18 protein-coding genes, 1 tRNA gene and 1 other RNA gene are annotated in these 25,726 nt (G+C 57.0%); 11 read left to right on the top strand and 9 right to left on the bottom strand.

Annotated features, from left to right (window positions below; translation table 11 throughout):
* Positions 1–30: 30 nt before the first annotated feature.
* From H8274_RS06370 to aceE, 3 genes are all read right to left on the bottom strand, one after another.
* Positions 31–1,815, bottom strand: coding sequence for an ABC transporter ATP-binding protein (locus tag H8274_RS06370; RefSeq protein WP_049620147.1), 1,785 nt, complete (start codon positions 1,813–1,815; stop codon positions 31–33).
* A complete protein-coding gene (locus H8274_RS06365; protein WP_185934115.1) occupies positions 1,815–3,593 on the bottom strand; it encodes an ABC transporter ATP-binding protein in 1,779 nt (592 codons plus the stop codon). Before H8274_RS06365 ends, H8274_RS06370 begins: the two co-directional genes overlap by 1 nt.
* 626 nt (positions 3,594–4,219) lie before the next feature.
* Positions 4,220–6,946 carry a pyruvate dehydrogenase (acetyl-transferring), homodimeric type gene (gene aceE / locus H8274_RS06360; protein ID WP_407706122.1) on the bottom strand — a complete coding sequence of 909 codons (2,727 nt, stop codon included), beginning with the start codon at positions 6,944–6,946 and terminating at the stop codon, positions 4,220–4,222.
* Between the two features lie 270 nt (positions 6,947–7,216).
* Here aceE and H8274_RS06355 point away from each other — a divergent pair, with 270 nt between their 5' ends.
* From H8274_RS06355 to rnpB, 7 genes are all read left to right on the top strand, one after another.
* Positions 7,217–7,633, top strand: coding sequence for a DUF3052 family protein (locus H8274_RS06355; protein ID WP_244924541.1), 417 nt, complete (start codon positions 7,217–7,219; stop codon positions 7,631–7,633).
* Between the two features lie 159 nt (positions 7,634–7,792).
* Positions 7,793–7,869 (top strand) — tRNA-Val (locus tag H8274_RS06350).
* 166 nt (positions 7,870–8,035) lie between these two features.
* Positions 8,036–8,431 carry a hypothetical protein gene (locus H8274_RS06345; protein ID WP_185934114.1) on the top strand — a complete coding sequence of 132 codons (396 nt, stop codon included), beginning with the start codon at positions 8,036–8,038 and terminating at the stop codon, positions 8,429–8,431.
* Positions 8,432–8,590: 159 nt separating this feature from the next.
* Positions 8,591–9,391: a Nif3-like dinuclear metal center hexameric protein gene (locus H8274_RS06340; protein ID WP_049620141.1), complete on the top strand. Its 801-nt coding sequence runs from the start codon at positions 8,591–8,593 to the stop codon at positions 9,389–9,391.
* 10 nt (positions 9,392–9,401) lie between these two features.
* Positions 9,402–10,151, top strand: a complete 750-nt coding sequence (locus H8274_RS06335) for a zinc ribbon domain-containing protein (RefSeq protein WP_049620140.1) — start codon at positions 9,402–9,404, stop codon at positions 10,149–10,151.
* A gap of 157 nt (positions 10,152–10,308) precedes the next feature.
* A complete protein-coding gene (locus tag H8274_RS06330; RefSeq protein WP_074662001.1) occupies positions 10,309–11,703 on the top strand; it encodes an amino acid permease in 1,395 nt (464 codons plus the stop codon).
* A 300-nt stretch (positions 11,704–12,003) separates the two neighbouring features.
* Positions 12,004–12,389: RNase P RNA component class A (rnpB, locus tag H8274_RS06325), an RNA gene on the top strand.
* A 183-nt stretch (positions 12,390–12,572) separates the two neighbouring features.
* Here the strand turns inward: rnpB and map are convergent.
* Both map and panB read right to left on the bottom strand, forming a co-directional pair.
* Positions 12,573–13,484: a type I methionyl aminopeptidase gene (gene map, locus H8274_RS06320; RefSeq protein WP_244924620.1), complete on the bottom strand. Its 912-nt coding sequence runs from the start codon at positions 13,482–13,484 to the stop codon at positions 12,573–12,575.
* A 160-nt stretch (positions 13,485–13,644) separates the two neighbouring features.
* The gene (gene panB, locus H8274_RS06315) at positions 13,645–14,517 is read right to left on the bottom strand and encodes a 3-methyl-2-oxobutanoate hydroxymethyltransferase (RefSeq protein ID WP_185934113.1); all 873 of its coding nucleotides are present in this window, start codon (positions 14,515–14,517) and stop codon (positions 13,645–13,647) included.
* A 119-nt stretch (positions 14,518–14,636) separates the two neighbouring features.
* Between panB and H8274_RS06310 the strand changes: the two genes are divergently transcribed.
* Genes H8274_RS06310 through H8274_RS06300 form a run of 3 tightly spaced genes read left to right on the top strand, consistent with a single transcriptional unit; the run spans position 14,637 to position 20,672 of the window.
* A complete protein-coding gene (locus H8274_RS06310) occupies positions 14,637–15,857 on the top strand; it encodes a DUF2207 family protein (RefSeq protein ID WP_185934112.1) in 1,221 nt (406 codons plus the stop codon).
* Positions 15,858–15,866: 9 nt separating this feature from the next.
* Positions 15,867–17,195, top strand: coding sequence for a glutamine synthetase family protein (locus H8274_RS06305; RefSeq protein ID WP_185934111.1), 1,329 nt, complete (start codon positions 15,867–15,869; stop codon positions 17,193–17,195).
* A 9-nt stretch (positions 17,196–17,204) separates the two neighbouring features.
* The gene (locus tag H8274_RS06300; RefSeq protein ID WP_185934110.1) at positions 17,205–20,672 is read left to right on the top strand and encodes a bifunctional [glutamine synthetase] adenylyltransferase/[glutamine synthetase]-adenylyl-L-tyrosine phosphorylase; all 3,468 of its coding nucleotides are present in this window, start codon (positions 17,205–17,207) and stop codon (positions 20,670–20,672) included.
* Here the strand turns inward: H8274_RS06300 and H8274_RS06295 are convergent.
* Both H8274_RS06295 and H8274_RS06290 read right to left on the bottom strand, forming a co-directional pair.
* A complete protein-coding gene (locus tag H8274_RS06295) occupies positions 20,656–21,405 on the bottom strand; it encodes a DUF4097 family beta strand repeat-containing protein (RefSeq protein ID WP_049620134.1) in 750 nt (249 codons plus the stop codon). The two genes, H8274_RS06300 and H8274_RS06295, sit on opposite strands and share 17 nt — an antisense overlap.
* Before the next feature lie 167 nt (positions 21,406–21,572).
* Positions 21,573–22,073 (bottom strand): toxin-antitoxin system HicB family antitoxin, encoded by a 501-nt coding sequence (locus H8274_RS06290; RefSeq protein ID WP_176700783.1) that lies wholly within the window; start codon positions 22,071–22,073, stop codon positions 21,573–21,575.
* Between the two features lie 469 nt (positions 22,074–22,542).
* On the opposite strand from H8274_RS06290, the gene H8274_RS06285 reads away from it, so the two are divergent.
* Positions 22,543–22,836, top strand: coding sequence for a hypothetical protein (locus H8274_RS06285; protein WP_049620132.1), 294 nt, complete (start codon positions 22,543–22,545; stop codon positions 22,834–22,836).
* Between the two features lie 345 nt (positions 22,837–23,181).
* Here the strand turns inward: H8274_RS06285 and glnA are convergent, their stop codons facing one another.
* Both glnA and H8274_RS06275 read right to left on the bottom strand, forming a co-directional pair.
* The gene (gene glnA / locus H8274_RS06280; protein WP_074661973.1) at positions 23,182–24,612 is read right to left on the bottom strand and encodes a type I glutamate--ammonia ligase; all 1,431 of its coding nucleotides are present in this window, start codon (positions 24,610–24,612) and stop codon (positions 23,182–23,184) included.
* A gap of 231 nt (positions 24,613–24,843) precedes the next feature.
* Entirely contained in the window at positions 24,844–25,545 is a 702-nt protein-coding gene (locus tag H8274_RS06275; protein ID WP_049620130.1) for a DUF4191 domain-containing protein, read from the bottom strand.
* Between the last annotated feature and the right edge of the window lie 181 nt (positions 25,546–25,726).

The following is a 25,726-nucleotide window of genomic DNA, read 5'->3' as shown; positions in this document are numbered from 1 at the left end:
CCGCTAGCTGCTTAGGCGAACGCCTGTTGCTTAGGCAAATTGGCTGGCGTACAGGCGGGCGTAAGCACCGCCCTTTTCGAGGAGTTCGTGGTGCGTGCCCTGTTCCACCACATTTCCGTGTTCCATCACCAAGATGACGTCTGCATCCACGATCGTGGAGAGCCGGTGGGCAATAATGAAACTCGTGCGCCCCGTACGTAGCTCACCCATGGCTTTCTGAATGAGCTGTTCGGTACGCGTATCAACCGAAGAAGTGGCCTCATCGAGGATTAAAATATCCGGATCTGCCAAATAGGCCCGCGCAATCGTTAGCAACTGTTTTTCACCAGCGGAAATATTATCTCCGTCGGTGCCAAGCTGAGAATCATAGCCGCCCGGCAAAGTACGGATAAACCTGTCAATGCCAATCGCCTTGGCCGCGGCCACCGCATCGGCCTTCGTAGCCCCATCCCGGCCAAAAGCGATATTGCGCCAGATGGAATCCGCAAACAGCCAAGTTTCTTGCAGCACCATGCCAATATGGGAACGCAGGGAATCTTTCGAAAAGTCGCGAATATCTACGCCGTCGGTGAGAATCCGCCCGCTATCGACCTCGTAGAAACGCATGAGGAGGTTCACGATCGTGGTTTTCCCAGCACCCGTGGGGCCCACAATCGCCACGGTTTGCCCAGGTTGCGCGGTGAAGGAAAGATCGTGGATAACCTTCTTGCCCGGTTCATACCCGAAGGAAACATGTTCGAACGTAACCTGGCCGCGCCGGTTTTCCGCCGGAACCAGATCCTCGTAAGTAGCCTCGCTATCGGGAGTCATTTCCGGTTCTGCCATAAAAGCAAAAATGCGTTCCTGCGAAGCCGCTGCCGATTGCAACAGGTTCACGGTAGAAGCCAAAGACTGAATCGGTTGGGAAAGCTGGCGCGAATACTGCAAGAAGGCTTGCAAACCACCAATGGTCAACACCCCGGCAATCGCTTGCAAACCACCCATCACGGTCGCGATCACGAACATTACATTCGCCACCACCGTCATCGTCGGTTGGGAAAGCTGCGAGATCGCTTGCGCCTTGAAACCGGCGTCGAACAGGGCATTATTCGACTTATCGAAGCTCTTCTCAAACTCATCTTCTAAACCATAAGCGGCCACCACTTCCAAACCGGTGAAAGATTCTTCCACCACGGAGGAAACATCAGCCGTCAAATTCCACTGCCGCCGGAACTGCTTCTTGGAATGCTTCAAAATCTGCACTACGACGAACGCCCCCACCGGCACCGCCACCAGCGAAACCACGGTGAGGCTCCAGGAAAGGAAGAGCATTATCACAATGATGCCCAAAACCTGGTAGAAAGCCGTAATCACTTCGGAAAGGGTTTGCAAAAGCGATTGCACCACGTTATCGATATCGTTAGTGACCGTAGAAAGCACATTCCCGCGCTGCTGCTTATCAATTTCGGTAAGCGGCATGCGATCGATTTTTGCTTGTGCTTCGCGGCGCATCCGGTAACCCAAATCCTGCACGATTAGCCGCACAATATAGCTCGCCAGGAAACGTAAAAGCGCTGCCACAATGTAGCAACCGCCCGTCACGCCAAGGATTTTGAGCAGCCGCCCGTAGTCCACGCCGTCTCCGCGAATACCATCGATAACCGTATTAGTGCCCATACCCAGCAGGTAGGGGCCGGCGATCGTTAGCAAAACCGCGCCCAGGGTTACCACGAGCACAGCGAGGATCCGCCAGCGCTCACTTTTGAGGCTCTTGGCGAGCTTTAGTAGCGTCCCCTTGGTATCTTTCGCAACTTCAATATTGCCCCGTCTAGGCATTAGAGGGTCTCCTTCCGTTGCTCCGCGGTTTCGTCATGTTCTTGGGATTTCACGATTTCTTGGTAGGTTTTGCAATCGCGCATAAGTTCTGCGTGGGAACCCAATCCAGCCGGATGCCCATCTGCCAAAACCAAAATCGTATCGGCACTACGCGTGGTAGAGGTGCGTTGCGCCACGATCACGACGGCGGATCCCGCGGCTTCTTCCCGCAGGGCTTGGCGCAAACGTGCATCGGTAGCAAAATCTAGAGCGGAGAAAGAATCATCAAAAACTATGAGGTCAGCTCCGGGTTTGCCGTCCGCATCCGGCAAAGCCCGATATAGAGCACGGGCGATGGTCACGCGTTGGCGCTGCCCACCCGAAAGATTCTTGCCACCGGATTCCACGCGGGCGTGAATCCCGCCCTGTTCTTCCACAAAATCCAGGGCCTGAGCTGCTTCCAAAGCCTTCCGGACCCGCGCTTCATCTATATCCTTGCTGTTTCCAGTCACATTGGTGGCAATCGTGCCGGAGAAGAGGAAAGCGCGCTGCGGCACATAGGCAATTCTCTGCCGAAATGCGGCGAGATCGAGTTTGTGTACGTCCACGCCATTTACTTGGTAAGTGCCGGTGGTTAGATCGGCGAGCCGGGGCAAAATTTTCACCAGCGAGGATTTACCGCACCCGGAGGCACCGACGATAGCTGTGGTAGTCCCGGGAGCAAAGTCAAGGCTAACCCCGTAGAAGGACGGCTCTTCGGCGTCGTCGTACGTGAGCGCGGCATCACGCAAACTAAAGGTGAGTGGGCCGGCGGGAAGGGGTTGCGGGCTGGCAGGGGAAGAAATAGAAGGTTCGGTGTCTAGAATTTCTTTGATACGCCGCGCCGAAACATTGCCGCGCGGCACGATCATAATGATCATGCCGATCATAAGTACCGCCCCGAGGATCATCATGAGGTAGTTGATGAAGGCGGTAAGCGCCCCTACGGGCATGAGGCCAGCTTCGATGCGGTGGCCGGCAAGCCAGACGATTACGGCGGAAGCAATACCAATCACCGCAGACATCAGGGGCATAAGGCCAGACCAGATCGTCCCTACTTCCAAGTAGATCTTGCGTAGCGCGGCATTGGATTCATCGAATCTTTTTGCCGTGTAGTTTTGGCGGCGGAAGGCGCGGATCACCCGTACCCCGGTAAGTTGGGCCCGCAAAGCGTCATTAATAGCGTCCACTCGCTTTTGCACAATCCGGTAGCGTTTAGCCAAAGCCACCATGCACAGCAAAATAATAAGGGCGAGCAGCGGAACGATAACTAGCAGGGTGGCAGAGAGAGTGACGTCTTGCCCAATCGCCATTATGATGCCACCGATTCCCATAATGGGTGCGGTTACCACCAAGGTGAAGGTGAACAGGGCAACCATCTGAATACCCATAACGTCATTCGTGGTGCGGGTTACTAGGGTGGAGGCGCCGAAGCGGCGCTGATCGGCGGGGGAGAAACGTTGCACGTGGCGGAAAGTATCCCGGCGTAAATCCCGGCCCATGCGAGTAGAAATTCGGGAACCGAAGAAAATTGCCGTGGCCGAACACAGTGCCTGCACCACGATGAAGGCGATCATAATGCCGCCTATTTTCCAGATGTATCCTGCATCGTCTTGCAAAATACCCACGTCGATAACGCGCGCGTTGAGCGCCGGTAAGGTGAGATTGAGGAGTACTTGGAGAACTTGCAGAAAAAGGATTAGTGCCAATTCCCAGGCATGTGCACGCAAATACTTCCACGCGAGTTTGTATACCGTCATCTAAGCCTTTCACCTTGTAGATCCGCTCCTGCGGGGCGGCGAGTAAGCAGGGCTACGCAGCGAGCGTTAGCGTTGTACCGCGCGTGCGCCTAGCAGCTCCACACGCCCGTGGTCGGCGCAAAGCTAGCGTTTTTGTACAGCGTGAGTATGGCTAGCAGAGCGCGAAGACCGCTCGGTTAGCCTACGCGTGAAAGACAGATGTCTCTACCCGTAAATTTCGCTCACAACATCATTACCCCTGCTAATGCGGCAAATTACGAGGAAAAACCCTGCCCAAATTCACCTTGCGTGAGGTGGAACATGCGGCGGGCACGTATGTGGAAGATGCGGCGGGCGCGTATGTGAAACATGCGACGCTAAATAGGTAGGTATAGAAAACCGCCGGTCTTCCATACCTGCTCCGCACTCTGAGTAACTAGTTTCTGTCTAGCTCTGAGTAGCTCGCACTAGTTTCTGTCTAGTTCTCGCTAGTTCGAGCAAGTTCTGACTAGTTCGGAGTGGGAAGCGGAAGGGAAAACCGGCGGTTGCTTGGAGGTTACCGTGCCGCGCTAGTTGCAAACTACGAGTTGCTTAGCGCGAAGCGGAAACCCCGCAAGTGTGGCAGGGGGTCCTGCCACACGGCGAACTTATTCCGGATCGTTATCCGGTACCGGTTCGGCGGCTTGCGGGTTGTTGATGTCGTACTTCTCGATTGCTTGCTGAACCACGGAACGGTCAATCTGCCCGTTCTTAGCCAGCGCGTACAGCGCGCGGACCACCATGGTGGCGTCGTCGATCTTGAAGTAGCGGCGGGCGGCAGGGCGCGTATCGGAAATACCGACGCCGTTCGCCCCCAGGGTTTCGTACTGGCCGGGTACCCATTCGCGGATCGAATCTTGTACCTGGTGTTCGAAATCGGAGGTGGCAATGAAGGGACCCTGCTCGTTCTTCAGCTTCGCCGTCACGTAGGCTTCGCGCGGCTGCTCGGTGGGGTGCAGGTAGTTGTATTCATTGGTCTCCAGGCCGTCGCGGCGCAGTTCATACCAGGAAGTGACGGACCATACGGTGGCGTCTACGCCCCAGTCGCGGCGCAACATCTTCTTGGCTTCGCGTGCCCACGGTACGCCGACGCCGGAAGCCAGCAGGTTCACCCGTGGCCCACCCAGCCCATCGGCATCTTCCAGCTTGTAGATACCCTTGATAATGCCTTCCACGTCCACGTTTTCCGGTTCCGCCGGCTGGTGGATCGGCTCATTGTAAACCGTGAGGTAGTACTGGACGTTTTGGTCGCGCCCATCAGAACCGTCCCCGTACATACGCACCAGGCCGTCCTTGAAAATATGCCCGATTTCGTAGGCGTAGGCCGGATCGTAAATGATTACGGAAGGGTTGGTGGAAGCAATCACCGGCGAATGGCCATCCATATGCTGTGAGCCTTCCCCGGTGAGGGTGGTCCGCCCCGCGGTAGCCCCAATAATGAAGCCGCGCGCCAGTGCATCTGTGGCGGCCCAGAACTGATCGCCGGTGCGCTGGAACCCAAACATCGAGTAGAAGATGTAGAAGGGAATCATCGGCAGGTCATGCACGGAATAGGAAGTGCCGGCCGCGGTATAGGCCGCTACCGAACCGGCTTCCGTGATACCCGTGTGCAACAGTTGCCCCTGCGTAGATTCCTTGTAGGAGAGCAACATGTCATGATCCACAGCCGTGTAGTTCTGGCCGAGGGTATTGAAGATCTTCTGCGAGGGGAACATGGAATCCATGCCGAAGGTACGTGCCTCATCGGGAACAATCGGCACCAAGCGGTAACCGAAGTTCTTATCGCGGATGAGGTCCTTGAGCAAACGCACCAGAGCCATCGTGGTGGCTACCTTTTGCTTGCCCGAGCCCTTCTTCATCGATTCGAAAGGCTTCTCCTTAGGCATCTGAATGCCACCTTGATGCACGCGGCGCTGCGGAATATCTCCACCCAGCTGGGCGCGATGTTCGCGCATGTACACCATTGCCGGGTGATCTTCCGGCGGCTTGTAATACGGCGCTGCGTAGGGATTTTCGAGCTGCGAATCTTCAATCGGCACGCCCGTAGTATCCCGGAGCAGCTTCAGATCGGCGCTGTTGAGCTTCTTCATCTGGTGGTTGGAATTACGACCCGCGAACGCGGTACCCAGATCGTAGCCCTTCACCGTTTGTGCCAAGATCACCGTGGGCTGGCCCTTGTGGGCCAAAGCCGCGCGGTAAGCAGCGTAGATCTTGTGGGAATCATGCCCGCCACGGCGCAGCGCCCAGATCTGATCGTCACTCATATCGGCAACGAGTGCCTTGGTGCGCGGATCACGGCCAAAGAAGTTATTGCGCACATACGCGCCGTCATTAGCCTTGAATCCCTGATAATCGCCGTCGAGCGTAGAACCCATGAGGTCTACCAAAGCGTGTTCCTTATCGGCCGCCAGGAGCGGATCCCATTCGCGGCCCCACAGTACTTTGATTACGTTCCAGCCGGCGCCCTTGAAGAAGGCTTCCAGCTCTTGCACGATCGAACCGTTACCACGTACTGGCCCGTCCAAACGCTGCAGGTTGCAGTTCACCACCCAGGTGAGATTATCGAGCTTCTGGTAGGCCGCGAGCTGGAGCATCCCGCGCGATTCGGGTTCGTCCATTTCGCCGTCGCCCACGAAAGCCCACACGTGCTGGTCAGAAGTATCTTTAATACCGCGTTCGTGCAGGTAGCGGTTGAACCACGCCTGGTAAATCGAAGTGGCCGGGCCAATGCCCAAAGAGACCGTGGGGAACTGCCAGAAATCTTGCATCTGATGCGGGTGCGGGTAGGAAGGTAGCCCGCGCCCGCCGGAAGGCCGGCTAGCTTCTTGCCGGAAGGAATCCAGGTCCGCTTCGGTAAGGCGCCCTTCCAAATAGGCACGCGCGTAGTTACCGGGGCTGGAATGACCTTGGAAGAACACTTGATCCCCGCCGCCGGGCGCATCAGGCCCGCGGAAGAAGTGGTTTTGCCCAACTTCGTAGAGAGTGGCCTGGGCGGCGTAGGAAGAAATATGCCCACCTACACCCACGCCCGGCCGTTGCGCGCGGGTGACCATAACGGCCGCATTCCACCGCGTCCACATCCGGAACTGGCGCTCCAGTTCTTCATCTCCTGGGTATTCTGGTTCGGCACTCGCCGGAATCGTGTTGATATACGGGGTGGTGAGTTCGGGCGGAATGCTAACTCCGCGCCCCCGTGCGTGTTCTTCCATGGTGCCAAGCAGGAAACGAGCACGCTCATTGCCGTTGGTATCAATCAGGTCATCGACCGAATCTAGCCATTCCCGGGTTTCTTCCGGGTCCGTATCAGGGATCTGGCTTAGCTGCCCATTGATCATATGAGCACTCTGTTGCTTATCACTCACAGAAACTCCCTCGAATCGTTGGAAATCCGCGCATTGTACGAGTTCTTGTGGAACCCGAGTGAGGCGCAGAACTGAACTCTTCCATCTTATCTCTGTAACCGATGCCACGCCCACTCTGCGAGGCAAAGCGGACGAAGGTCTCACTATTTTTTATCCAGAGAAGATAGGGCGAAACGCCGATTAGTGGCGACGCGCGGAGAGATTTCCCAAAATTAGCGTTTTGAACTTGAAAAAACGGCGCCAATGCGGTGGAGTGAAGACATGACATCGTTCGGTTTCCGGAAAGGAAACGTAATTCAGGAGTTCGGTTACGACGAGGACGTAGCCCAGGAAATTCGCAAGGAAATCGAGACCGCCATCGGTGGGGAGCTCGTTGATGAGGATTACCCCGATACCGTTGACGGCGCCATCGCATGGTGGAGATCAGATGATGGGGATACCGATGATCTCACGGATTACTTGCTAGATATCAAGGCGAATTTCGATTCAGACCAAGCGACGTGCTGGCTATTTGTGCCCGGCCCGCGCAGTGAATTTGCGGTGGCTCACGAGAGTATTGAAGAAGCCGCAGACACTGCAGGTTTGCAGGCAACCACATCGGCCTCGGCAGGTACAGAATGGACGGCGGTGAAACTAACCGCGGCGGGTTTTAGCTTCTAACACACTCGTTTCACTCACGCAAGAATGTCGGACACGGGGTGTGGCGTTGCCTATCGCACACGCCACGCCCCGTTTTATTTGCAAAATATCAGGTACTATTTACTGGTGCTCGTCGCTGGCTCCCGCTGGCGCGAGGAATAAAAACTTATAAAAGCATAGGGGCCTGTAGCTCAGCTGGTTAGAGCGCTTGGTTTACACCCAAGAGGTCGGGGGTTCGAGTCCCTCCGGGCCCACCATTTTATTTACTCGATATGAATCGGCCCGCTTCGGCGGGCCTTTGTTCTTTTTGGGTTGCGGGTTTCGGCCCTTGCACCGGCATGTTGGACGTAAACTAGATATTGCGTTGCGAAGGTTATGCTCGCCGCGGCCGTGCGCGAGCATCCCAGAAGCGAAAGGATCACCGTGGCCACGTACAATATTGCTCTCACCAGCCCGGAAGTTTCTCGCGTGTACACGTACGACTGCCGGGAAAAAGAAAACCGCCAGGTGCTTATCGCGGTTTCGCACGCCCTGGTCCCACTTTTCCCGTTCGACGACGTCGTTACCGTGCACGCCAAGCTCACCGAAGTACTAGAAAAGCTGGGCCTAGAAATCACCACGACGGAAAATCCGGCCCCGGCCGCGCTTCAGCAAGCGGCGCTATTGGTCCGTGGTGGGGCAGGCGAAACCGAACCGGAAGTGGAATTACGTAGCCGCGGGCCCGTTTTCCACTTTGACCATTCGAATATTGATTCCCTCCCGCTCACCGCAGGGTTTGCGCCAATCAGTGCCGGCTGCGACGGACCGATGTGCGCATAAAATGCTGCGCATAAAAGTGCGCCTAAAAGTACGCCTAAACGTATATCGGGGTATATCGGGGCCTACGAGCCTGCAAGCCGGCAAGGTATCCGGTCTGCAAAACGGGAAATGTGTGCCCTGCCCGGGCTGGAAAGTGCCCCATAGGGTAGCTTTGTGGGTATGAGATACACCGTTGCTGATGTTTGCCGTGCCATGAATGAAGCTTTCCCGCCGGAAACGGCGGCGGATTGGGATCGCGTGGGGCTGATTGCCGGAGCTCCGGAAGATACCGTGCAAAAAGTGCATTTCGCCGTTGATCCGTGCGCCGCCAGTGTGGAAGAAGCAATTGCGGCCGGGGCAGATATGCTCATCACCCACCATCCGCTTTACTTGCGCGGAACATCTTCGGTGGCGGCAACTAATGCGAAGGGCCGCTGGGTTACTCGCGCTGTGCGTTCCCGCCTGGCACTCTTTGCGGCTCATACCAACGCCGATGTAGCTGCTTCTACTCGTGCCCTGGCCGAACTGGTTGGCATGGAAATTAGAGAGCCACTTGATCCGGAAACCGGGATCGGTGGGGTAGGGGACTTACCTGCTCCGGTTCCCTTCGGCCACCTAGTAAAAACTTTCGCCGCAAAACTGCCCGATGTGCCAGCTGGCGTTCTGGGGGCCGGCGATCCCGAAAAACCAATCAAGACCCTCGCCATCTGCTCTGGTTCGGGAGATTCATTACTTGCCGCCGCGCAAGCATCTGGCGCCGACGCCTACTTTACGGCGGATTTGCGCCACCACCCGGCCACTGATCACCTGTGGAACGATGGATGCGCGCTTATTTGTGCCACCCACTGGGCTAGTGAATGGCCACTATTGGCATACATGCGCGAAGCTCTGGCCGAAAAACTACCGGAACTACAAACCTATGTTTCCACAATTCCCACCGACGCCTGGAATATAGCCGTTCGCAAATCCACTATCGGCTAGCCTTAAGACTATGAAAGCACCGCGGAAAGACCAATTACAGCTCTTGGAAGTAGCGCGCCTGGATGCGCAAATTAACCGGCTCGAACGCGATAACCAGAAACATCCCTTGCGGGAAAACCTGGCAAAACTAATGAATGGGACCGCCCGGCAAGGCGAGGAGGTACAGGCAACCACCACTCGCCTTACCCAGGCTCGTAAAAATTTGCGGGAAGCCGAAGCACGTTCGGCAGATCTGCAATCCCAAATCGCGGACCGGGAAGCAAAATACAATGCGGGTGAGGGGCTCACTTCCCGAGATTTGTTGACCTTGGAAGCGGAAATGGCAAGCTTGCGGGAAGCCCTAGACGGCGCAGCCGAAGCCGAATTTACGGCTTTGGAAACCGTGGAAAACGAAGAAACGGCACTGGCGCAAGGGCAGGAAAAACTGCAGGCACTTTCCGGAAAACTCACCGCCGAGCGGGAAAAACTCGAAACGGTGGTAGCCGAAATTCAATCCCAACAAGCAGATATTCGCCGCCATCGTGATGCGCTCTACGAACCTTTGGCAGCCCCACTCAAGAATCTTTATGACCACGCGGTAGCCAGCGGCGGATACACCGTGATGGCCATGGCCCCGGATGGTAGTACCGACGGCGGTTTGCGGCTTTCCCCGGTGGAAGTGGCGGCTATCAAAAACAAGCCGGCCGATGAAATATATTTGGCGGAAGAATACGACTGCATTATCGTGCCTATCGACACGGCTTTACCAAACCCTGCCTAAAAACATGCCCGGAAAATGCCTAACCAGGCAATAACCAGGCAATAATAGGGTAGTAACAGAATCTAGAAAGAATAATTGGGACTGTCCGCAAACGGAGACGTATTTCTGGAAGCACGTTGCGTGTGGTAATTTATCCCGCATTGAACGAGGTGGTTCCATGAATAAAAGCAACAATAATACTTCAGGTTTACGTAAAGATTTACAAAACCGCCATGTGCAGCTCATTGCCATAGGTGGTGCTATCGGTACCGGACTTTTTATGGGGTCGGGAAGAGCGATCTCGTTGGCCGGTCCCTCAATACTCCTGGTATATGCCCTGATCGGCGCCGCCTTGTTTATTTTTATGCGGTGCATGGGCGAACTATTCCTCGCCTTCCCCGGCGCTGGCACGTTCTCCGACATTGTGGGTGGGCAGCTGGGCCGCTGGGCCGGCATCGCGGTGAGTTGGACGTACTGGCTGTGTTGGATCGTGTGCGGAATCGCAGACGTTATCGCCATCACGGGTTACTTCTGGTTCTGGTGGCCCGATCTTTCGCCCTGGATACCCGTCGTCGGCGTTACCATCGCACTTTTCTTACTCAACGTGGTAACGGTGAAGGCCTTCGGAGAACTAGAATTCTGGTTCTCCATGATCAAAATCGTGGCGATCGGAGCTCTCATCGTTACCGGTCTGATCATGGTGGCGACGGCGCACGAGAACCCCAATGGCACGCATTCGGCGGTATCTAACCTGTGGAATTACGGAGGTATTTTCCCCAATGGCTTTGCAGGTTTTTGCCGCGGTTTCCAAATCGCGATCTTTGCTTTCGTGGGGATTGAACTCGTGGGCGCAACCGTGGCAGAAACTGCTAATCCGGCCCACACGCTCCCGCGGGCGATCAATTCCGTGCCCGTGCGCATCCTGCTTTTCTATATCGGCGCACTTACCGTAATCATGATGGTCAACCCGTGGAACACGATCGACCCGGAAGTTTCGCCTTTCGTCACCATGTATACACAAGTGGGATTACCGGCCGCAGCTTCTATCGTAAACCTCGTGGTGATCACCTCGGCCATGAGTTCGGCCAATTCCGGGATCTATTCGACTTCGCGCATGCTCTACGGCCTGGCCAATCAAGGGCAGGCACCAGGCATATTTGCGCGGCTTTCCCACCATGGCGTACCGGTAAACGCACTGGCCTCTTCCTGCTTGTTCCTACTTTCTGGGATCGTCCTTATGGCAATGGGAGATTCCGTATCGCGCGCCTTTGAGTTCGTGACCACGATGGCATCCATGCTGTTCATGTTCGTATGGTCGATGGTTGTTATCTCCTACCTGCGCTACGCGGTGAAATATCCAAAGTTGCGCGCCGCTTCCACTTTCCCTGTTCCGGGTGGGCGGGTTTCGGCAGTGGCCGCGCTCGTGTTTTTCGGACTCATGGTGGTACTGCTCGGCTACTTCGAAGAAACCCGAATCGGCCTTGTGCTGGCAGGCCTCTGGGTGATCGGAATCTGCGGTTTTACGCTGTTGCGCGAAAGGCGCGGGCGCAAGCAACTAGAAACGAGGAACTAGGGACGAGGAACTAGGGACGAGGAACTAAGGACGAGGAACTAAGGACGAGGAACTAGGGACTCGCGAAAAACTCTGACGTAGTGCGCGTGGCCGGTGGGCGGTGCCGGGGTAGCGGCGCGCGGGCGATAGGGGCAGCGGCGCGCGGGCGGTGGCGGCCCTCGGCGTCGCGTGAGCGGTGGCGGTTCTAAGTTAGCGCGCGTGGGTGCCGGTGCGTGAACGGTGCCGAATCTAGACGGAGCATCGCCCGATAGCCTCGTTTATGGTGCAGGGCGGAAAACGTGTAGAATGGGAGATCGCGAAAGAGCCAGCTGGGCGGCCGCGTTGCGTAAGCACCGAGGAACGTCCGGGCTCCACAGGGAACGGTGGTGGGTAACACCCACCCGGGGTGACCCGCGGGAAAGCGCCACAGAAAAGAAACCGCCGCAAGGTAAGGGTGAAAAGGTGGTGTAAGAGACCACCGCGGCGCCGGTGACGGCGCTGGCACGGCAAGCCCCACCGGGAGCAAGATCAGGCAGCGCGCATTCGAGGTATCCCGCCGAGCGCGCGGGTGGATCGCTACAGCGCTACGGCGCGAGCAGTGGCCCGGCAACGAGTCACGTAGATGGATGGTCGCCACCGGGTAGATATAAGCGCTTGGCGCCAATATCTACCCGGTACAGAACCCGGCGTACAGGCTGGCTCTTTCGCGGCAAACCCGCCACGCCTACCTTGCCCGCATAGTAAAACTTGGCTTCGCACAGGAATGCAGCCGCCAACCAAAGGATCGCAGCCGCCAACCAAAGGATCGCAGCCGCCAACCAAAGGATCGCAGACGCAAACCAAAGGATCGCAGCCGCCAACCAAATGTTTACGGGCGCCATCCAGGGTGTTTATAGCCGCAAACCCACGTTAGGATCCGAAGGCAAAGTGAGGATTTCGGGGCCCGATTCGCGTACCACTATCGTGTGTTCGAACTGGGCGGTACGGCCGCGATCAGCGGTCACCGCGGTCCAGTTATCATCCCAAATCTCGTAGTCGATAGTGCCCAGCGTGATCATCGGTTCTACCGTGAACACCATGTTTTCTTGGATGACATCCGCATATAGGGGAGCCGAATCATAGTGCGGGATAATAAGCCCCGAATGGAAGGCTTCACCCACGCCATGCCCGGTGAAATCTTCTACGGTGCCGTAATCGAAACGGCGAGTGTAAGCCTCGATCACGCGGCCAATCACATTGACTTGCCGGCCCGGTTTGGCCGCTTTAATGCCGCGTAAAGTAGCCTCCGCGGTCCGCTCGATCAACAGCTGGGATTCCGGATCTACTTCACCCACCGGGAAAGTAGCATTCGTATCCCCGTGCACCCCGTTCTTATAAGCCGTGACGTCCAGGTTGATAATGTCGCCTTCTTCAAGCGGACGCGAATCCGGAATCCCGTGGCAAATCACTTCATTGATGGAGGTACAAATAGACTTCGGGAATCCCATATAGCCCAGGCACGAAGGGTAAGCGCCGTGATCGCACATGTATTCGTGAGCGATACGGTCTAGTTCATCCGTAGTCACCCCGGGAGCGATCACTTTCGCGGCTTCATACATGGCATCGGCGGCAATAGTGCCCGCTTCCCGAATCTTTTCGATCGTCTCTTCGCTTTTTACATCGGAAGCTGTCACCTGTTCGGGCCCATCATGGAACATATACTCCGGGCGCTCAATATGCTGCGGTACCGACCGCTTAGGGGACAACTTTCCGGGGGTAATCGCGCCAACCGGCGCACGATGTGCCAAACTCATGAGTCCCATCATAGGCGCGGGCCGGAAGAAAGCCTAAGGCCAGCCGGCCCGCGCCGCAGCTGGCGCCCGCAACTAATGGCGTAGCTAACCCCGCAACTGGCGCCGAAGTTAGTTAGCGCGTTGCTCGCTCCCACAGCGGGCGCTAGCAACATGCGCCCTAGAACTTAGACTAGAAGCTGTGTTCGGCGCTGGGGAATTCACCCTTGCGTACCGCTTCGCGGTAGGCGGAGGCTGCGTCTTTGAGCGCCTGGCCTACTTCGCCAAATTTTCGCACAAACTTTGGCGCCCACTCGCCGTAACCGGCCATATCCGTCCACACCAAAACTTGGCCGGAAGTGTGCGGCCCAGCCCCAATACCGATGGTGGGGATATGAGCGATTTCGGTGATCTTGCGGGATACCGAGGCGGGGATCATTTCCAAGACGATGGCAATAGCCCCGGCTTTTTCAAGTTCGATGGCATCGTCCTTGAGGCGGGTTTCGGCGCGTTCATCACGGCCCTGTACCCGCGGCCCTCCCAACGCCGAATCGGATTGCGGGGTGTAACCAATATGAGCCACCACGTTGATTCCGGCTTGGGTAATCGTACGAATGGTGGGGGCGTATTCCGCGCCGCCTTCGAGTTTGACGGCGTCGGCCCCGGCACGCGTGAGCCGGATAGCATTGTGGAGTGCTTGCTGAGGGCTTTCCTCATAGGAACCAAACGGCAGGTCAGTCACAATGAAAGCGCGTTCAGTGCCGCGCATAACGGCCGCGGTAGCGGTCTCCATTACCTCCATCGTTACGGGGATAGTGGAAGAGTAGCCGAGCATAGTGTTACCGATGGAATCACCCACCAGGAGCATTTCCACTCCGGTGGCGTCGAGCACGCGAGCGGTGACGGCGTCGTAGGCGGTGAGCATGGAAATCGACTCGTGGTTTTTCATCATTTTCCGCAGGTGATGTACCCGAATACGAGATGGGGTGAACTTTCCATCCCGGAAAGTGCTCACGGTTTCGTGTTCCTCACCGTTCGGGGTACCGGTGGTTGCGTGCTCGTTCATAAGCCCTCCGCTAGGTGCTAAGTATTTGAAGCAATCCTACACACTTGCGGCATGTAAGCTGGGGCCTGAAAGCGGTGCGGGAACTGAGCAGGAGGAATATGGGCGCGATACTGAATTTTTTGGGAGCTAGCGTTTACGAGTTTTGGATCGGCATTGCTATATGTGTACTGGCCGTGCTGGTGCTGGCCTGCGCCTGGCGCCCAGAAAAAGAGTATGCGGCCTTACCGCGCGGAGTTTTCCCAGGCCCGCAATCCCCGCGGCAAACCCGCCGGGCCCGTTCCGACCGTCCGCCAATCCGTTCCACCCCACCCGATATGACGCCGGCCCTCGCCGATTTTCTGCTCGACGGCGCCACCGGAGATTCTGCCACCGTGGCCACCCTGATCGATTTGGCGTGCCGAGGCTATATTTCTTTCGACTTTATTCGCGATACCGGGGCGCGGCGCGAAACTATTATCGTCTCCCTCACGCGGGAAGCTGATGCCAATCTGCCCGCCCAAGAAAGACGATTCCTCGAAGCCATACAACAGCCGGGAGCCGGCGAATCCGCAGCTTATCGGCAACTGCGCCCCATGGACGCAAAAACCTACCGAGCGGAAATGGAACGGGCCGGCCTACCGCCTTCGCGCAAACCCATCCTGCGAATCCAAGGGCTTTCCCGCAAACTATCGCGCCGCGTGGCTTTGGATGTGCGCGATGAAGTAGTGAGCCACTTCGGGTGGATTTTGCGCCGGCGCGAGTTTCTAGGTTCGCTGGGAGCCGTTTTCTTCCTCGCCGGGATTGCAGGTGCGGTGGCAGCTTTCGTGCTTTCTTTAGTGGCGGGCCTGGCGGAGTTTTGGACCGGCGTGAGCGTTTTCGTGGCACTGTGCGGCTTGCTAACCGTGTTGGGGTATAAGCGGCTTTCGCCGGACGGCGTGGTGGCTTCCGACCAAGTGCGCGGGTTTCGCCGCTTCCTTATCGAAGCACCAGTTTCGGCCGGTGCTCGGCTCGAAGATTTCGTGAAATATCCGGGGTGGGCGCGCGCCCTAGGCTGTTTGGAAGAATGGACGCAGTCTTTGGAACGCTTATCACGCACGGACGCGCGGCCCATTGCCAAACTCGTACCCTGGCTAGTCACCCCGGGGGAAGAACTACGCTCTTGGTATCAGGTGCGTGACTACTTGCAAATGATCGACTTGACTTTGCACGGCCACCCCGCCGCCGAAGACGACGACGAACCGGGCGGAGTGTGGGGCGTGCTCAAAAAATTCTGGGACCGGGTGCGCAAATGGTTCTGGAACCGCGACCAACTTCCCGCCACCACGGCGTCGGGAAAGCCCGCCCAGCTAGCCGAGCGCTAAAGTTAGCTTATGAACGCACAACAAGAGTACGTGCTCCGTACCATCTCCGAACGGGACATTCGCTATGCTCGGCTTTGCTTCACCGATATTGTGGGCACCCTGAAATCCGTGGCAGTAGCCCCGGCCGAACTGGAAGCCGCCTTTAACGAAGGTATCGGTTTTGACGGTTCGGCAATTCAAGGCCTTACCCGCGTCTACGAATCGGACATGATAGCTACCCCGGATGTCGATACTTTCACCGTGGTGGAAACCGATGAAAACCCGGTGGCCATGCTCTTTTGCGATATCACCACTCGCGATGGGGAAGCGGCCCGTTCCGACCCGCGTTCCATTCTCAAGAAAACTTTACAACTGGCGGCCGATGAAGGATTCACCGCCTACGTGCACCCCGAAATCGAGTTCTACCTCTTCCTCCCCGGATCCACAATTGATAGCGAACCTCAACCTATCGATAATGGTGCCTACTTCGATTATGTTTCGCGTAGCCTGGCCCACGGGTTCCGCCGCGACCTTATTTTGGCCCTCGAAAAAGCCGGTATCTCCGTTGAATACTCCCATCACGAAGCCGGCCCCGGCCAACAAGAAATCGACCTGCGTTACGCGGATGCACTAACCATGGCAGACGCTATTATGACCACCCGCGTCATTATCCGCGAAGTGGCCCTCAACCACGGCGTGGAAGCTTCCTTCATGCCCAAACCCTTACAATCTTGGCCCGGTTCTGGCATGCACTCGCATTTCTCACTATTCGAAGGCGAAAATAATGCATTCCATGATCCGGCCGGACAATATGGCATGTCTATCACCGCCCGCCGTTTCCTTGCCGGCCTGATGAAACACGCCCGGGAAATTACCGCTGTTACCAACCAACACGTGAACTCATATAAACGGCTGTGGGGTGGCGGTGAAGCCCCGCCCTATGTGTGCTGGGGCCCGCGAAACCAGTCTGCTTTGGTCCGCGTACCCGAATACAAACCGAATAAGCCATCCAGTGCCCGCCTCGAATATCGGGCTCTGGACACTGCTTGCAATCCCTACCTGGCTTTCGCCGCGGTGTTACGAGCCGGCCTGGCCGGCATCACCGGCAAATACGAACTGCCTGAACCAGCCGATTCTGACGTTTTGCTCATGAATGATATGGAAAGAAGCGTGCTCGGCATTCAATCTTTGCCCACTTCCTTGGAATCTGCCATCGGGATTATGCGACGCTCCGAACTGGTGGCCGATATGCTCGGCGAAGATGCCTTCGACTACTTCCTGCGCGATAAACAAGCCGAATGGGCCGAATACCGGCGGCAAATCACCCCGGCAGAAAGAGCCCGTTTCCGGATGACCTAAAAACTAGCCATGAACCGCAACTCTATTTCATCCCGCCTCCGGGCCGCCGGATTTACCGATCCGCAACGCGCCGCCCGTATCTGCGCGAGCCTTGATCTCGAAGCCCTCCGGCTCAGCCCGGAAGATTTCGCGATTTGCGCCGATCCGGACCGCGCCCTGCTCGCCCTCGCCCGGCTAGAAAAAACCCTCCCGGCCGCCGTGCCACAAATGTTTGCCCCCGCCGGAGGAACTAGTGACGTTAGCGGGGATACCGGAGTTGGCGGGGGAGCTGCCGGAGCTGGCGGGAATGACGGGAATGGCAGAGGTGGCGGGGGCGGTACCGGCGGCGAAGTTGGCGGCACTAGCGGCGGTGCCGGGGCTGCCGGGGCTGCCGGAGCCGGCGGGGGTGCCGAAGGCGGCGGTGCAGGTGATGTTGACGGTGCCGGGATTGCGAGCGAAGCCGGTGGGCAGGCAGCCCGGCAGCGCCTTCTTGCTGTGCTGGGCCTTTCCACCGCGCTCGCGGATCATCTGGCCCGCCATCCGGAAGCCGCGCAAGTATTGCTTGCCGCGCCGCGCTGGGAAACCTCCGGCCAGGCAGGAACTGCCTGGGAAGTAGAAAGATTGGCCGAGAATCTTGGCTTGCCAGAAACTTCCGGGCCGGCTGCCGGCGGCGCACAGTTTTCCGCTAACTTAGCCCGTAGCTCAGGGGCCGCGATTGCATCTTTGCGGGCTCGCTATTGTTCCGAAATTTTGGCGATCGCCGGCGCTGATCTCACGGCGCCCGCGGCCGTGGAAGTAATGCCGCAGGTTGCCGGGCAGATATCCGACGTCGTTACCCGAACTTTGGAAGCCGGGTTACAACTTGCGCAGGCAGAAACGCCGGGTGCCGAAAAAACGCGGCTTGCCGTAATAGCGATGGGGAAAACCGGCGGACGGGAACTGAACTATGCCTCCGATGTTGACGTGATTTATGTGGCCGAGCCGCGCGGGCAGGTTAGCGAAGCAGAAGCGTTACACATCGCGGAAAAAATCGTGGTCCGCTTGGCACAGATTGTTTCCCAAGCAGGAGCCGAGCCGGCACTGTGGGCTTTGGATACCAATTTGCGGCCGGAAGGTGGGCGCGGCCCGTTGGTCCGCACTTTGGCCTCGCATCTTGACTATTACCGTACCTGGGGGCAAAGCTGGGAATTTCAGGCCTTATTGAAGGCGTGGTTTGCGGCCGGAGACCGGGAACTGGGCGCTGCCTACGTGGAAGAAACCCGACCTTTGGTATGGCAGGCCTCGCAAAGGCCGGATTTTGTGGAAGATGCGCGGGCTATGCGCCAACGCGTGGAAGAAACAATTGCTTCCCAAGATCAAGAATTGCATGTGAAGCTCGGGCGGGGCGGATTACGGGACGTAGAGTTCACGGTCCAGCTGTTGCAGCTCGTGCACGGGCGGGCCGATCCAAATATTCGGCAAAGTAATACGCTTGCAGCCTTGCAAGCTTTGGCGGAAGGCACCTATATTTCTCGCCAAGATGCGGCCAGTTTGGATCGCTTGTACCGGTGGGAGCGATGTTTGGAACATCGGCTGCAATTGCAACGTTTGCGCCGGGCTCCGCTTTTCCCCACCCAGGAAGGCGAATTACGGCGAATCGCGCGGGCCATGGGAGAGATGAGCGGGCCGGCCCTGGCAGAAAAGTTCCGGACCGTGCGCCGCCAGGTGCGCGGACTGCACGAAAATATTTTCTATCGGCCCTTGTTGCCGGCCGCGGCCCAGCTCAGTGAATCGGATATTTCCTTGGAACGGGGAGCAGCTTTTGATCGTCTCTCAGCTTTGGGATATCGAGATCCACGCGGAGCTCTCGGCCATATTGCGGCGCTAACCCGCGGCTATTCGCGTACCGCGCGGATTGCGCGGCAACTACTACCGGTAATGCTCGGCTGGTTTGCCAGCGGCCCGGATCCTGACGCGGGCTTGCGGGCCTTCCGGATTCTTTCCGAAAAAATGGGTTCTACCTCGTGGTATATGCGAGAATTACGCGACGGCGGCCCGGTAGCGCAAAGACTTTGTACCGTGCTGGCACGCTCCGAGTTTTTGGCCCGCGAAATCCCGGAACTTCCCGAATCCGTAGCCTGGCTGGCTCGTGATGAACACCTGCAACCTCGCACCTTTTCGCAACTCACTGCCGAATTAGAAGCCATGGGGGAAAGGCGAGAAACCTCTCTCGAAATAGCTTTGGCAGGTAGGTTTTTGCGCCGCCGAGAACGGCTCCGCATCGGCCTGGCAACCGCACTGGGCGTTATCGATACAGAAACTGCGCGCCGCGCCCTTAGTCAAGCCACACATATTGCGATCCAAGCCGCCCTGCAAGCAGCTTTGCGCGAAGCGGGAGCTAGCCCCGCCCAGGCACGCGCCGGTTACATTCGCACGCGCAGGAAAGACAACGCCCCGCGCGGCGAGGATACCGGTATGAATACCGGCCCGCGCGGAGAAAACACCGACATAGGTTGCCAGGAGCGCGGTAATCCGCGCGGGGAAACCCTCGAGATTTGCGTAATCGCGATGGGAAGCTTGGGCGGGGAAGAATCGGGTTTTGCTTCCGACGCCGATGCGCTTTTCGTTTACCGGTACGGCCCGGAAAAACGCGCCGCCGGCCCCGAAGAAAGCGCCTTTTGCACAGAAGAAAGCGCCGCCGGCCCCGAAGAAAGCACCTCCAGCATGGAAACCCCCGTAGAAAATAGTGTAGATCCGCAGCAACTCGCCTCCCGCACCTTGCACTTTTTGCGGGAGGGTAGCGCTGAACCTCCGGTGGAAATTGATACGGACTTGCGGCCGGAAGGAAAGCAGGGGCCGCTGGCTCGCAGCCTTGCATCGTCTGCCAGCTATTACCAGGAATGGGCACAAACTTGGGAAAAACAGGCGCTTTTGCGGGCACGGCCGATCGCCGGAAGTCAAACTCTTGGCCTGGCTTTCCGGGAGGTAATCGACCCGCACCGTTATCCGGCCGCGCCCGGTTTTTCGGCGCGGGAAGTTACCGAAGTGCGGCGCATGAAGTTGCGTATCGAAAAAGAACGAATCCCCGGGGGCGGCCGGGCCACGCACCACGTAAAGCTCGGGCCGGGCGGCTTGGCCGATATTGAATGGACGGCGCAACTGTTGCAGTTGCAATATGCGGGCCAGGTCCCCGGGCTACGCACTACCTCCACGGTGGAAGCCTTACGCGCCGCTGCCCAAGCCGGGATCTTGCGCGCGCCCGATGCTTCCGAGCTAATCGAAGCCTGGCAACGGGCGGGGGCCGTGCGCGATGCACGGTTCTTAGCCCGCGGTACCGGCGGCCCCAAGGCCGACTATTTGGCTACCGACCCGGCAGAACTTGCCCGCGTGGGAGCTATTTTGGGAGAACCCGGCAGGGAAGTAAATGAGCACTACCTAAAAGCGGCGCGCCGCGCCCGCCAAGTAGTCGAAAGAGTTTTCTACGGCCAAGAGCCGCATTCTCCTACTGCGCTCGCATGATTTTAATGCTGCCCAAGCTGGTCCGCGCGTCCAGATTGAGGAACCGTTCGGGAGCGTCATCGTGCTGGCTGGGTGGCAATTCACTCCTTACCTGGCCCAATTCTGTTTTGCAATTGGCATTCACGGCAGTGCCGAAGGGGATCCCCACTTGGATCGAACCAGCATCAGTACGCGCGCGTAAAGTTCCGCGCCGGGCTGCGCCCACGCGAATATTACCGGCGTCGGCCTCCAAAGTGGCGTCCCCGCCCAGTGAATCTATTTGCAAATTGCCCGCGTCCACTATGATACGTGCCGTCAAAACCGTGCCAATAGTAACCGCTCCGGCATCCGCGTTCACGTCTACATCCACCGCACGGTCTATCCGCACTGATCCGGCATCAGTTCGTGCCCGCACGTTTTTCCAGGTTCCGGTGCAAGTGATCCTGCCGGCGTCAGTAGTAATTTCCGCATTCACTCCTTCGCCGGTTTCGATCCGCACCCTATTCTTGCGGGCGGATGAGCCAACCGAAATTCCGAAAAAATTGATCGTCACCGGTGCCTGACCGCTGCGTGTTGCGCTCTCAATCAGTACCTGCCCGGCGTTTTCCATAACCGTAATATCTTCAGATTCGCTGTAGACCCGGATGCCTTCCACTTCTGGGTTCGCGTGGGCCTCCACCGTCAAATAGTCACCGGAAATGGAAATGTTTTCCGGGGTGGTATCGCTACTAAAAATCGGGTTCGCTTCCGACATTTTGTACTCCTTATGTGGTGATGAAAATAAAACAATTGCCATGCCGGGTATTCGCCCCGCATCTGCCTGTCAATTGGCCGGTATCTGCCGGGCAATTGGTAGGCATATGAGGGGAAAAGGACCGGCAATTTACTGGCACGTGGGTCTGCTTTAGCAGCTGCGTGCGTTTAGTAGAACAGCCCGCTCAGGTGCGTGCGGGACTGCGTGTGCTCGGTTTGCCGGTAACGCGCGCTTTGCAAAACATTCACGATATAAGCGTTGAGGGACATCCCGACCTGCCGCGCTTCTTCCTCGATATGGGCTTTAAGGTCCCCCGGGAGGCGGAGCGTGAGGCGCGCCTGGTCCGCAACATTTTCGGTTTCTTTTGTCTCTGGGGGAGTTGCCGGAGCGGCGCTGGCATCACTACCGGCGGTTTCTGGCAGATGAGTGGTGCCGTTTCCTTCCCGCACCTTGGCGGTTACGTAAGGGCCGGCCGCACTCACCGCTACCTGTAGTTCCAGATCGGGAACCTGTTCGTTTATTGTCGCCACGATATCCGCCATGGTTTTCATTTGTGCTAGTTCGACGGCGGGGGCGACGGCGGAAATCAGTTTCTCCGCGGTTTCTTGGGTTTGGGCATCAGCTAATTTGGAAACGCTGCGCAAAGACTCCTCAATCTGTGATGCCATATTCTGCACTTGCATGACACCATTATGACACCGTTACCGGTGTCGGTGTCAAGCCCTGGGTAATTTTGGGTGTGCGGTACATGCTTTGACTCGCGCACCTCGAGCCGGGCGGCGCCCGAAACCGTGACGGGCTTCGAGTTGCCCGCAGGGATTATCGATGCTTTGCCGTAGTTGATGCTTTGCAGTAGTCGATGTTTTGCGGTAGTTGGCCGGGGGCCTGCTCCAGAGCGGGCTGAGCGGCCTTCCATGCATCACCACCGAGCTTGCCTGGCGCGCAACACTTCTGAAAAGCGGCATAAAGTTTGATGGTCAATCATTTCGGTCTTAAGATGATTGCGTCTCAGATAGCCGTTCGAGATGTAACTAAAAGATGCGGCGCAAGTTCGACCGGCATGCGCACCATAATGGCAGCTCTCGTCCCGTGGAATAGCGTGTGCTGAAATAAATATCAATAAGGAGGGGATACGAAATGAAACGGTTCGGGACATTCTCCCTGCTGTCCATTGTCACATTGGTAGTGCTCTGGGCGTTGACCGCGATCAAAGGAATGGGTCTTATGGAAGCTGCAGAATCCACCTGGCCGATATTCCTCGTATCGGTAGTTTTCAACGCTTATATTGTGTGGGGTATGCCGAAATTCCAGCAGCAGATGGCCGCTGCAGATACAGCGGAGGTAACCCGGCGGAAGCGTACGGCTCTCGTTTTTTCGGCAGGTTCGGCGATTATACTCTTGCTTGCCATATGGCTCGTTTTCATCCACTAAGAATCAGCCTAGAAGCGACGTGGATGGAACGCGGATAGTGAGTGCACCCACGTAGTGGCCGTAAAAGTTGCAGTACCTGAGGAGGAGGGAGGAGAAATATCGACACGAGAAGTGGAAAAATAGAAAGTTATGCCTACGTGCATAGCAGCAAGGCAAAACAAATGCTCTGAGCGCCAGCGGAGATAAACTCCCGGAGCTCAGAGCATTTGCATAATTTCAGCAACCTGCCTTTAGCTGGCCGTTCACCGTTCACCGACCGTAGCTTTCCGAACGTCTCAAACGCCTCGCTTTCGAAGAAAACGTCTCACCCTCGAAGAAACCGGCAGGCCGGCACTAGCTAGTTTCCTACATGGTGTAATACAGCTCGTATTCGTAAGGGTGGGGCCGGGAACGCAATGGTGTCACTTCGTTTTCCATCTTTAGATCGATCCACGTGCGCACGAGGTTCTCGGTGAATACGCCACCTTCGAGCAAGTATTCATGGTCGCGTTCGAGTTCGAAGAGCGCGCGGTCCAAAGACGCCGGAATCTGCTCAATGTCCTTATATTCTTCCGGCGGCAATTCGTAAATGTCTTTGTCAATCGGTTCGGGTGGTTCGATCCGGTTACGGATTCCATCCAGCCCTGCCATGAGCTGCGCCGAGAAAGCCAAATACGGGTTAGCCATCGGATCGGGTACGCGGAATTCCACGCGCTTTGCCGCCGGCGAGCTACCGGTAACGGGGATACGAATACATGCGGAACGGTTGCGTGCCGAATACACCAGGTTGATCGGTGCTTCGAAGCCCGGCACGAGCCGATGATAAGAATTGACGGAAGGGTTCGTGATTGCCGCCAAGGATTTGCCGTGCGCCAACAAGCCGCCAATATACCAACGAGCTAGATCAGAAAGCCCGCCATAGCCGCGTTCATCGTAGAAAAGCGGTTCGCCATCCTGCCATAAAGACATGTGGCAATGCATTCCCGAACCGTTATCGCCGTACAGCGGCTTGGGCATGAAAGTCACGGTTTTTCCGGCTTGCTGGGCGGTACGCCGAATCACGTACTTGAATTTCATGAGGTCATCGGCCGCGGCCCGCAAACTATTGAACCGGTAGTTGATTTCGTGTTGCCCGCCGGTGCCAACTTCGTGGTGGGCGCGTTCCACTTCCAAGCCCACCTGCTCCAAATACTTACACATCTGATCCCGCACGGATTCGTGTTGATCTTGCGGCGCGACGGGGAAGTAGCCACCCTTGAGTGGAATATGGTAGCCCTGATTGCCACCCTCGGTATCGCGCCCAGAAGTCCAGAAACCTTCTTCGCCGTCGACCTCAAAATAGGCCTTATTCACCGTGTTTTCGTAACGTACCGAATCGAACATGTAGAACTCGGCTTCGGCGGCGAAATAGGCGGTATCGGCAATTCCGGTGGAAAGCAAATAGGCTTCGGCGCGCGCGGCAACAGAGCGGGGGTCACGTTCAAAGTTTTCCCCGGTAAAAGGGTCGACGACGTCGAAATTCATCACCAGGGTACGGTCCGGGCGGAACGGGTCAATATAGGCCGTGGCCGGATCGGGTACCAGCTTCATATCTGATTCGTGAATGCGCGTGAAGCCGCGGATCGAAGAACCATCGAACATGAGACCTTCGGTAAGGTTCTTGGCCGTAGCCTGGTGGGCGGGGATCGTGAAGTGTTGCATCACACCGGGAAGGTCACAGAACCGGACGTCGAGGAATTTCACCCCATTTTCTTTGTTCTGAATGTAGTCACTTGCTTCCGCAATACTAGCGAACACGTGTCCTCCTTCACTCCTGGCGCGGTTCTTTTCTAGCCGCGTACGCATTCAACGTAGGTATCGTATAAACCCCAGCGGCGTTCAAACCAAAAACTGTGCTAACGCACATGTGCGATAAAGAACAATTTGCCCGGTCCGCGAGTTGAGATTCGCAAACCGGGCAAACAGTAACAGCGATGTTCGGGGCTTTGGAACGCTAGGAACGAAAGCTACCGCGGCTACCGGCGAGGCCTAGTTACCGCGCAAAGCACGCCGCGAAATACGCTGGTTGAACGGGTCAATACCCTTCGGAATGCCCAGCGGATCATGCTTGAGGGCTTCAAGACGCTGCGCGAGCGCCGAAACTTCCTCATTCGAAATCTTCTTCTTGAGGCGGCGGATCTTTCTTTCTAGCTTCGGTAGTGGCACTTGGCCTTCACCATTGCCTACGTAAATCACTTCTACCGGCGCATTTGGTGCCACGCGGCGCAAGGCCCGCCGCTCATTTTCCACCAGACGCCGGGCCCGATTAATCGGACCTTCCGCTACGAGCACCACGCCCGGCCGGCCCACCAACCGGAAGACGAAATCTTGGGTGCGGGCATTTACCCGCACGGGCTCTTCAGTTTTGACCCAGCGGCCCCGCAAGGAATCAATCACCGCGGAAGAAGCCCCCGGCATTCCTTCGATCTGCTGGTAGCTGGCATTGCGCACGGCCCGCGTCAAGATCAGCATTGGCAAAAGCAAAGCCAACATAATGCCGATCAAGATCCAAGCGATCCACGACTTGGTGACGAAAGCGAGAACAATACCGATGGCCAGGCCCACAATCGCGCTTGCTGCCAGCACCCACCCCAAATATTTGTAGGTACGGCGCGCTACCTTGTAGGCATCGCGCAACGTGCTAAAGAACCTGCGCTTTTGCGGTTTATCCTTCGATGTCTTCCTTGCCATGAGGCCCCTTCCGTCTTCGATATCTCGGCAAAATTCTAGTGTATCTCCAGCTTCTCCGCTTGCCACCTTAGTCGAAGTATCGGAGCAGCATGTTCACGTGCTTTAGTAACTAAAGGTGTAACAGGCGCGAAAAAAGTTGCCGGAGCAAACAATAGAATTGGACGCCAGCGTTAATATGTAT

Origin of the sequence: Actinobaculum suis, assembly GCF_900618115.1 — a bacterium.
In the GTDB taxonomy this organism is placed as follows: Bacteria; Actinomycetota; Actinomycetes; order Actinomycetales; family Actinomycetaceae; genus Actinobaculum; species Actinobaculum suis.
The sequence above is the reverse complement of the archived record's forward strand: the minus strand, read 5'-3'. Positions and strand labels throughout refer to the sequence as shown.

What these genes read in the sequence shown, in the direction of transcription:
- H8274_RS06285 (WP_049620132.1), top strand. Translation starts at nt 22,543, where the DNA reads ATGAAACGGTTCGGGACATTCTCCCTGCTGTCCATTGTCACATTGGTA.
- H8274_RS06290 (WP_176700783.1), bottom strand. Translation starts at nt 22,073, where the DNA reads ATGGCATCACAGATTGAGGAGTCTTTGCGCAGCGTTTCCAAATTAGCT.
- H8274_RS06370 (WP_049620147.1), bottom strand. Translation starts at nt 1,815, where the DNA reads ATGCCTAGACGGGGCAATATTGAAGTTGCGAAAGATACCAAGGGGACG.
- H8274_RS06275 (WP_049620130.1), bottom strand. Translation starts at nt 25,545, where the DNA reads ATGGCAAGGAAGACATCGAAGGATAAACCGCAAAAGCGCAGGTTCTTT.
- H8274_RS06295 (WP_049620134.1), bottom strand. Translation starts at nt 21,405, where the DNA reads ATGTCGGAAGCGAACCCGATTTTTAGTAGCGATACCACCCCGGAAAAC.
- H8274_RS06355 (WP_244924541.1), top strand. Translation starts at nt 7,217, where the DNA reads ATGCGGTGGAGTGAAGACATGACATCGTTCGGTTTCCGGAAAGGAAAC.
- panB (WP_185934113.1), bottom strand. Translation starts at nt 14,517, where the DNA reads ATGAACGAGCACGCAACCACCGGTACCCCGAACGGTGAGGAACACGAA.
- H8274_RS06305 (WP_185934111.1), top strand. Translation starts at nt 15,867, where the DNA reads ATGAACGCACAACAAGAGTACGTGCTCCGTACCATCTCCGAACGGGAC.
- map (WP_244924620.1), bottom strand. Translation starts at nt 13,484, where the DNA reads ATGGGACTCATGAGTTTGGCACATCGTGCGCCGGTTGGCGCGATTACC.
- aceE (WP_407706122.1), bottom strand. Translation starts at nt 6,946, where the DNA reads ATGATCAATGGGCAGCTAAGCCAGATCCCTGATACGGACCCGGAAGAA.
- H8274_RS06365 (WP_185934115.1), bottom strand. Translation starts at nt 3,593, where the DNA reads ATGACGGTATACAAACTCGCGTGGAAGTATTTGCGTGCACATGCCTGG.
- H8274_RS06335 (WP_049620140.1), top strand. Translation starts at nt 9,402, where the DNA reads ATGAAAGCACCGCGGAAAGACCAATTACAGCTCTTGGAAGTAGCGCGC.
- H8274_RS06300 (WP_185934110.1), top strand. Translation starts at nt 17,205, where the DNA reads ATGAACCGCAACTCTATTTCATCCCGCCTCCGGGCCGCCGGATTTACC.
- H8274_RS06330 (WP_074662001.1), top strand. Translation starts at nt 10,309, where the DNA reads ATGAATAAAAGCAACAATAATACTTCAGGTTTACGTAAAGATTTACAA.
- H8274_RS06340 (WP_049620141.1), top strand. Translation starts at nt 8,591, where the DNA reads ATGAGATACACCGTTGCTGATGTTTGCCGTGCCATGAATGAAGCTTTC.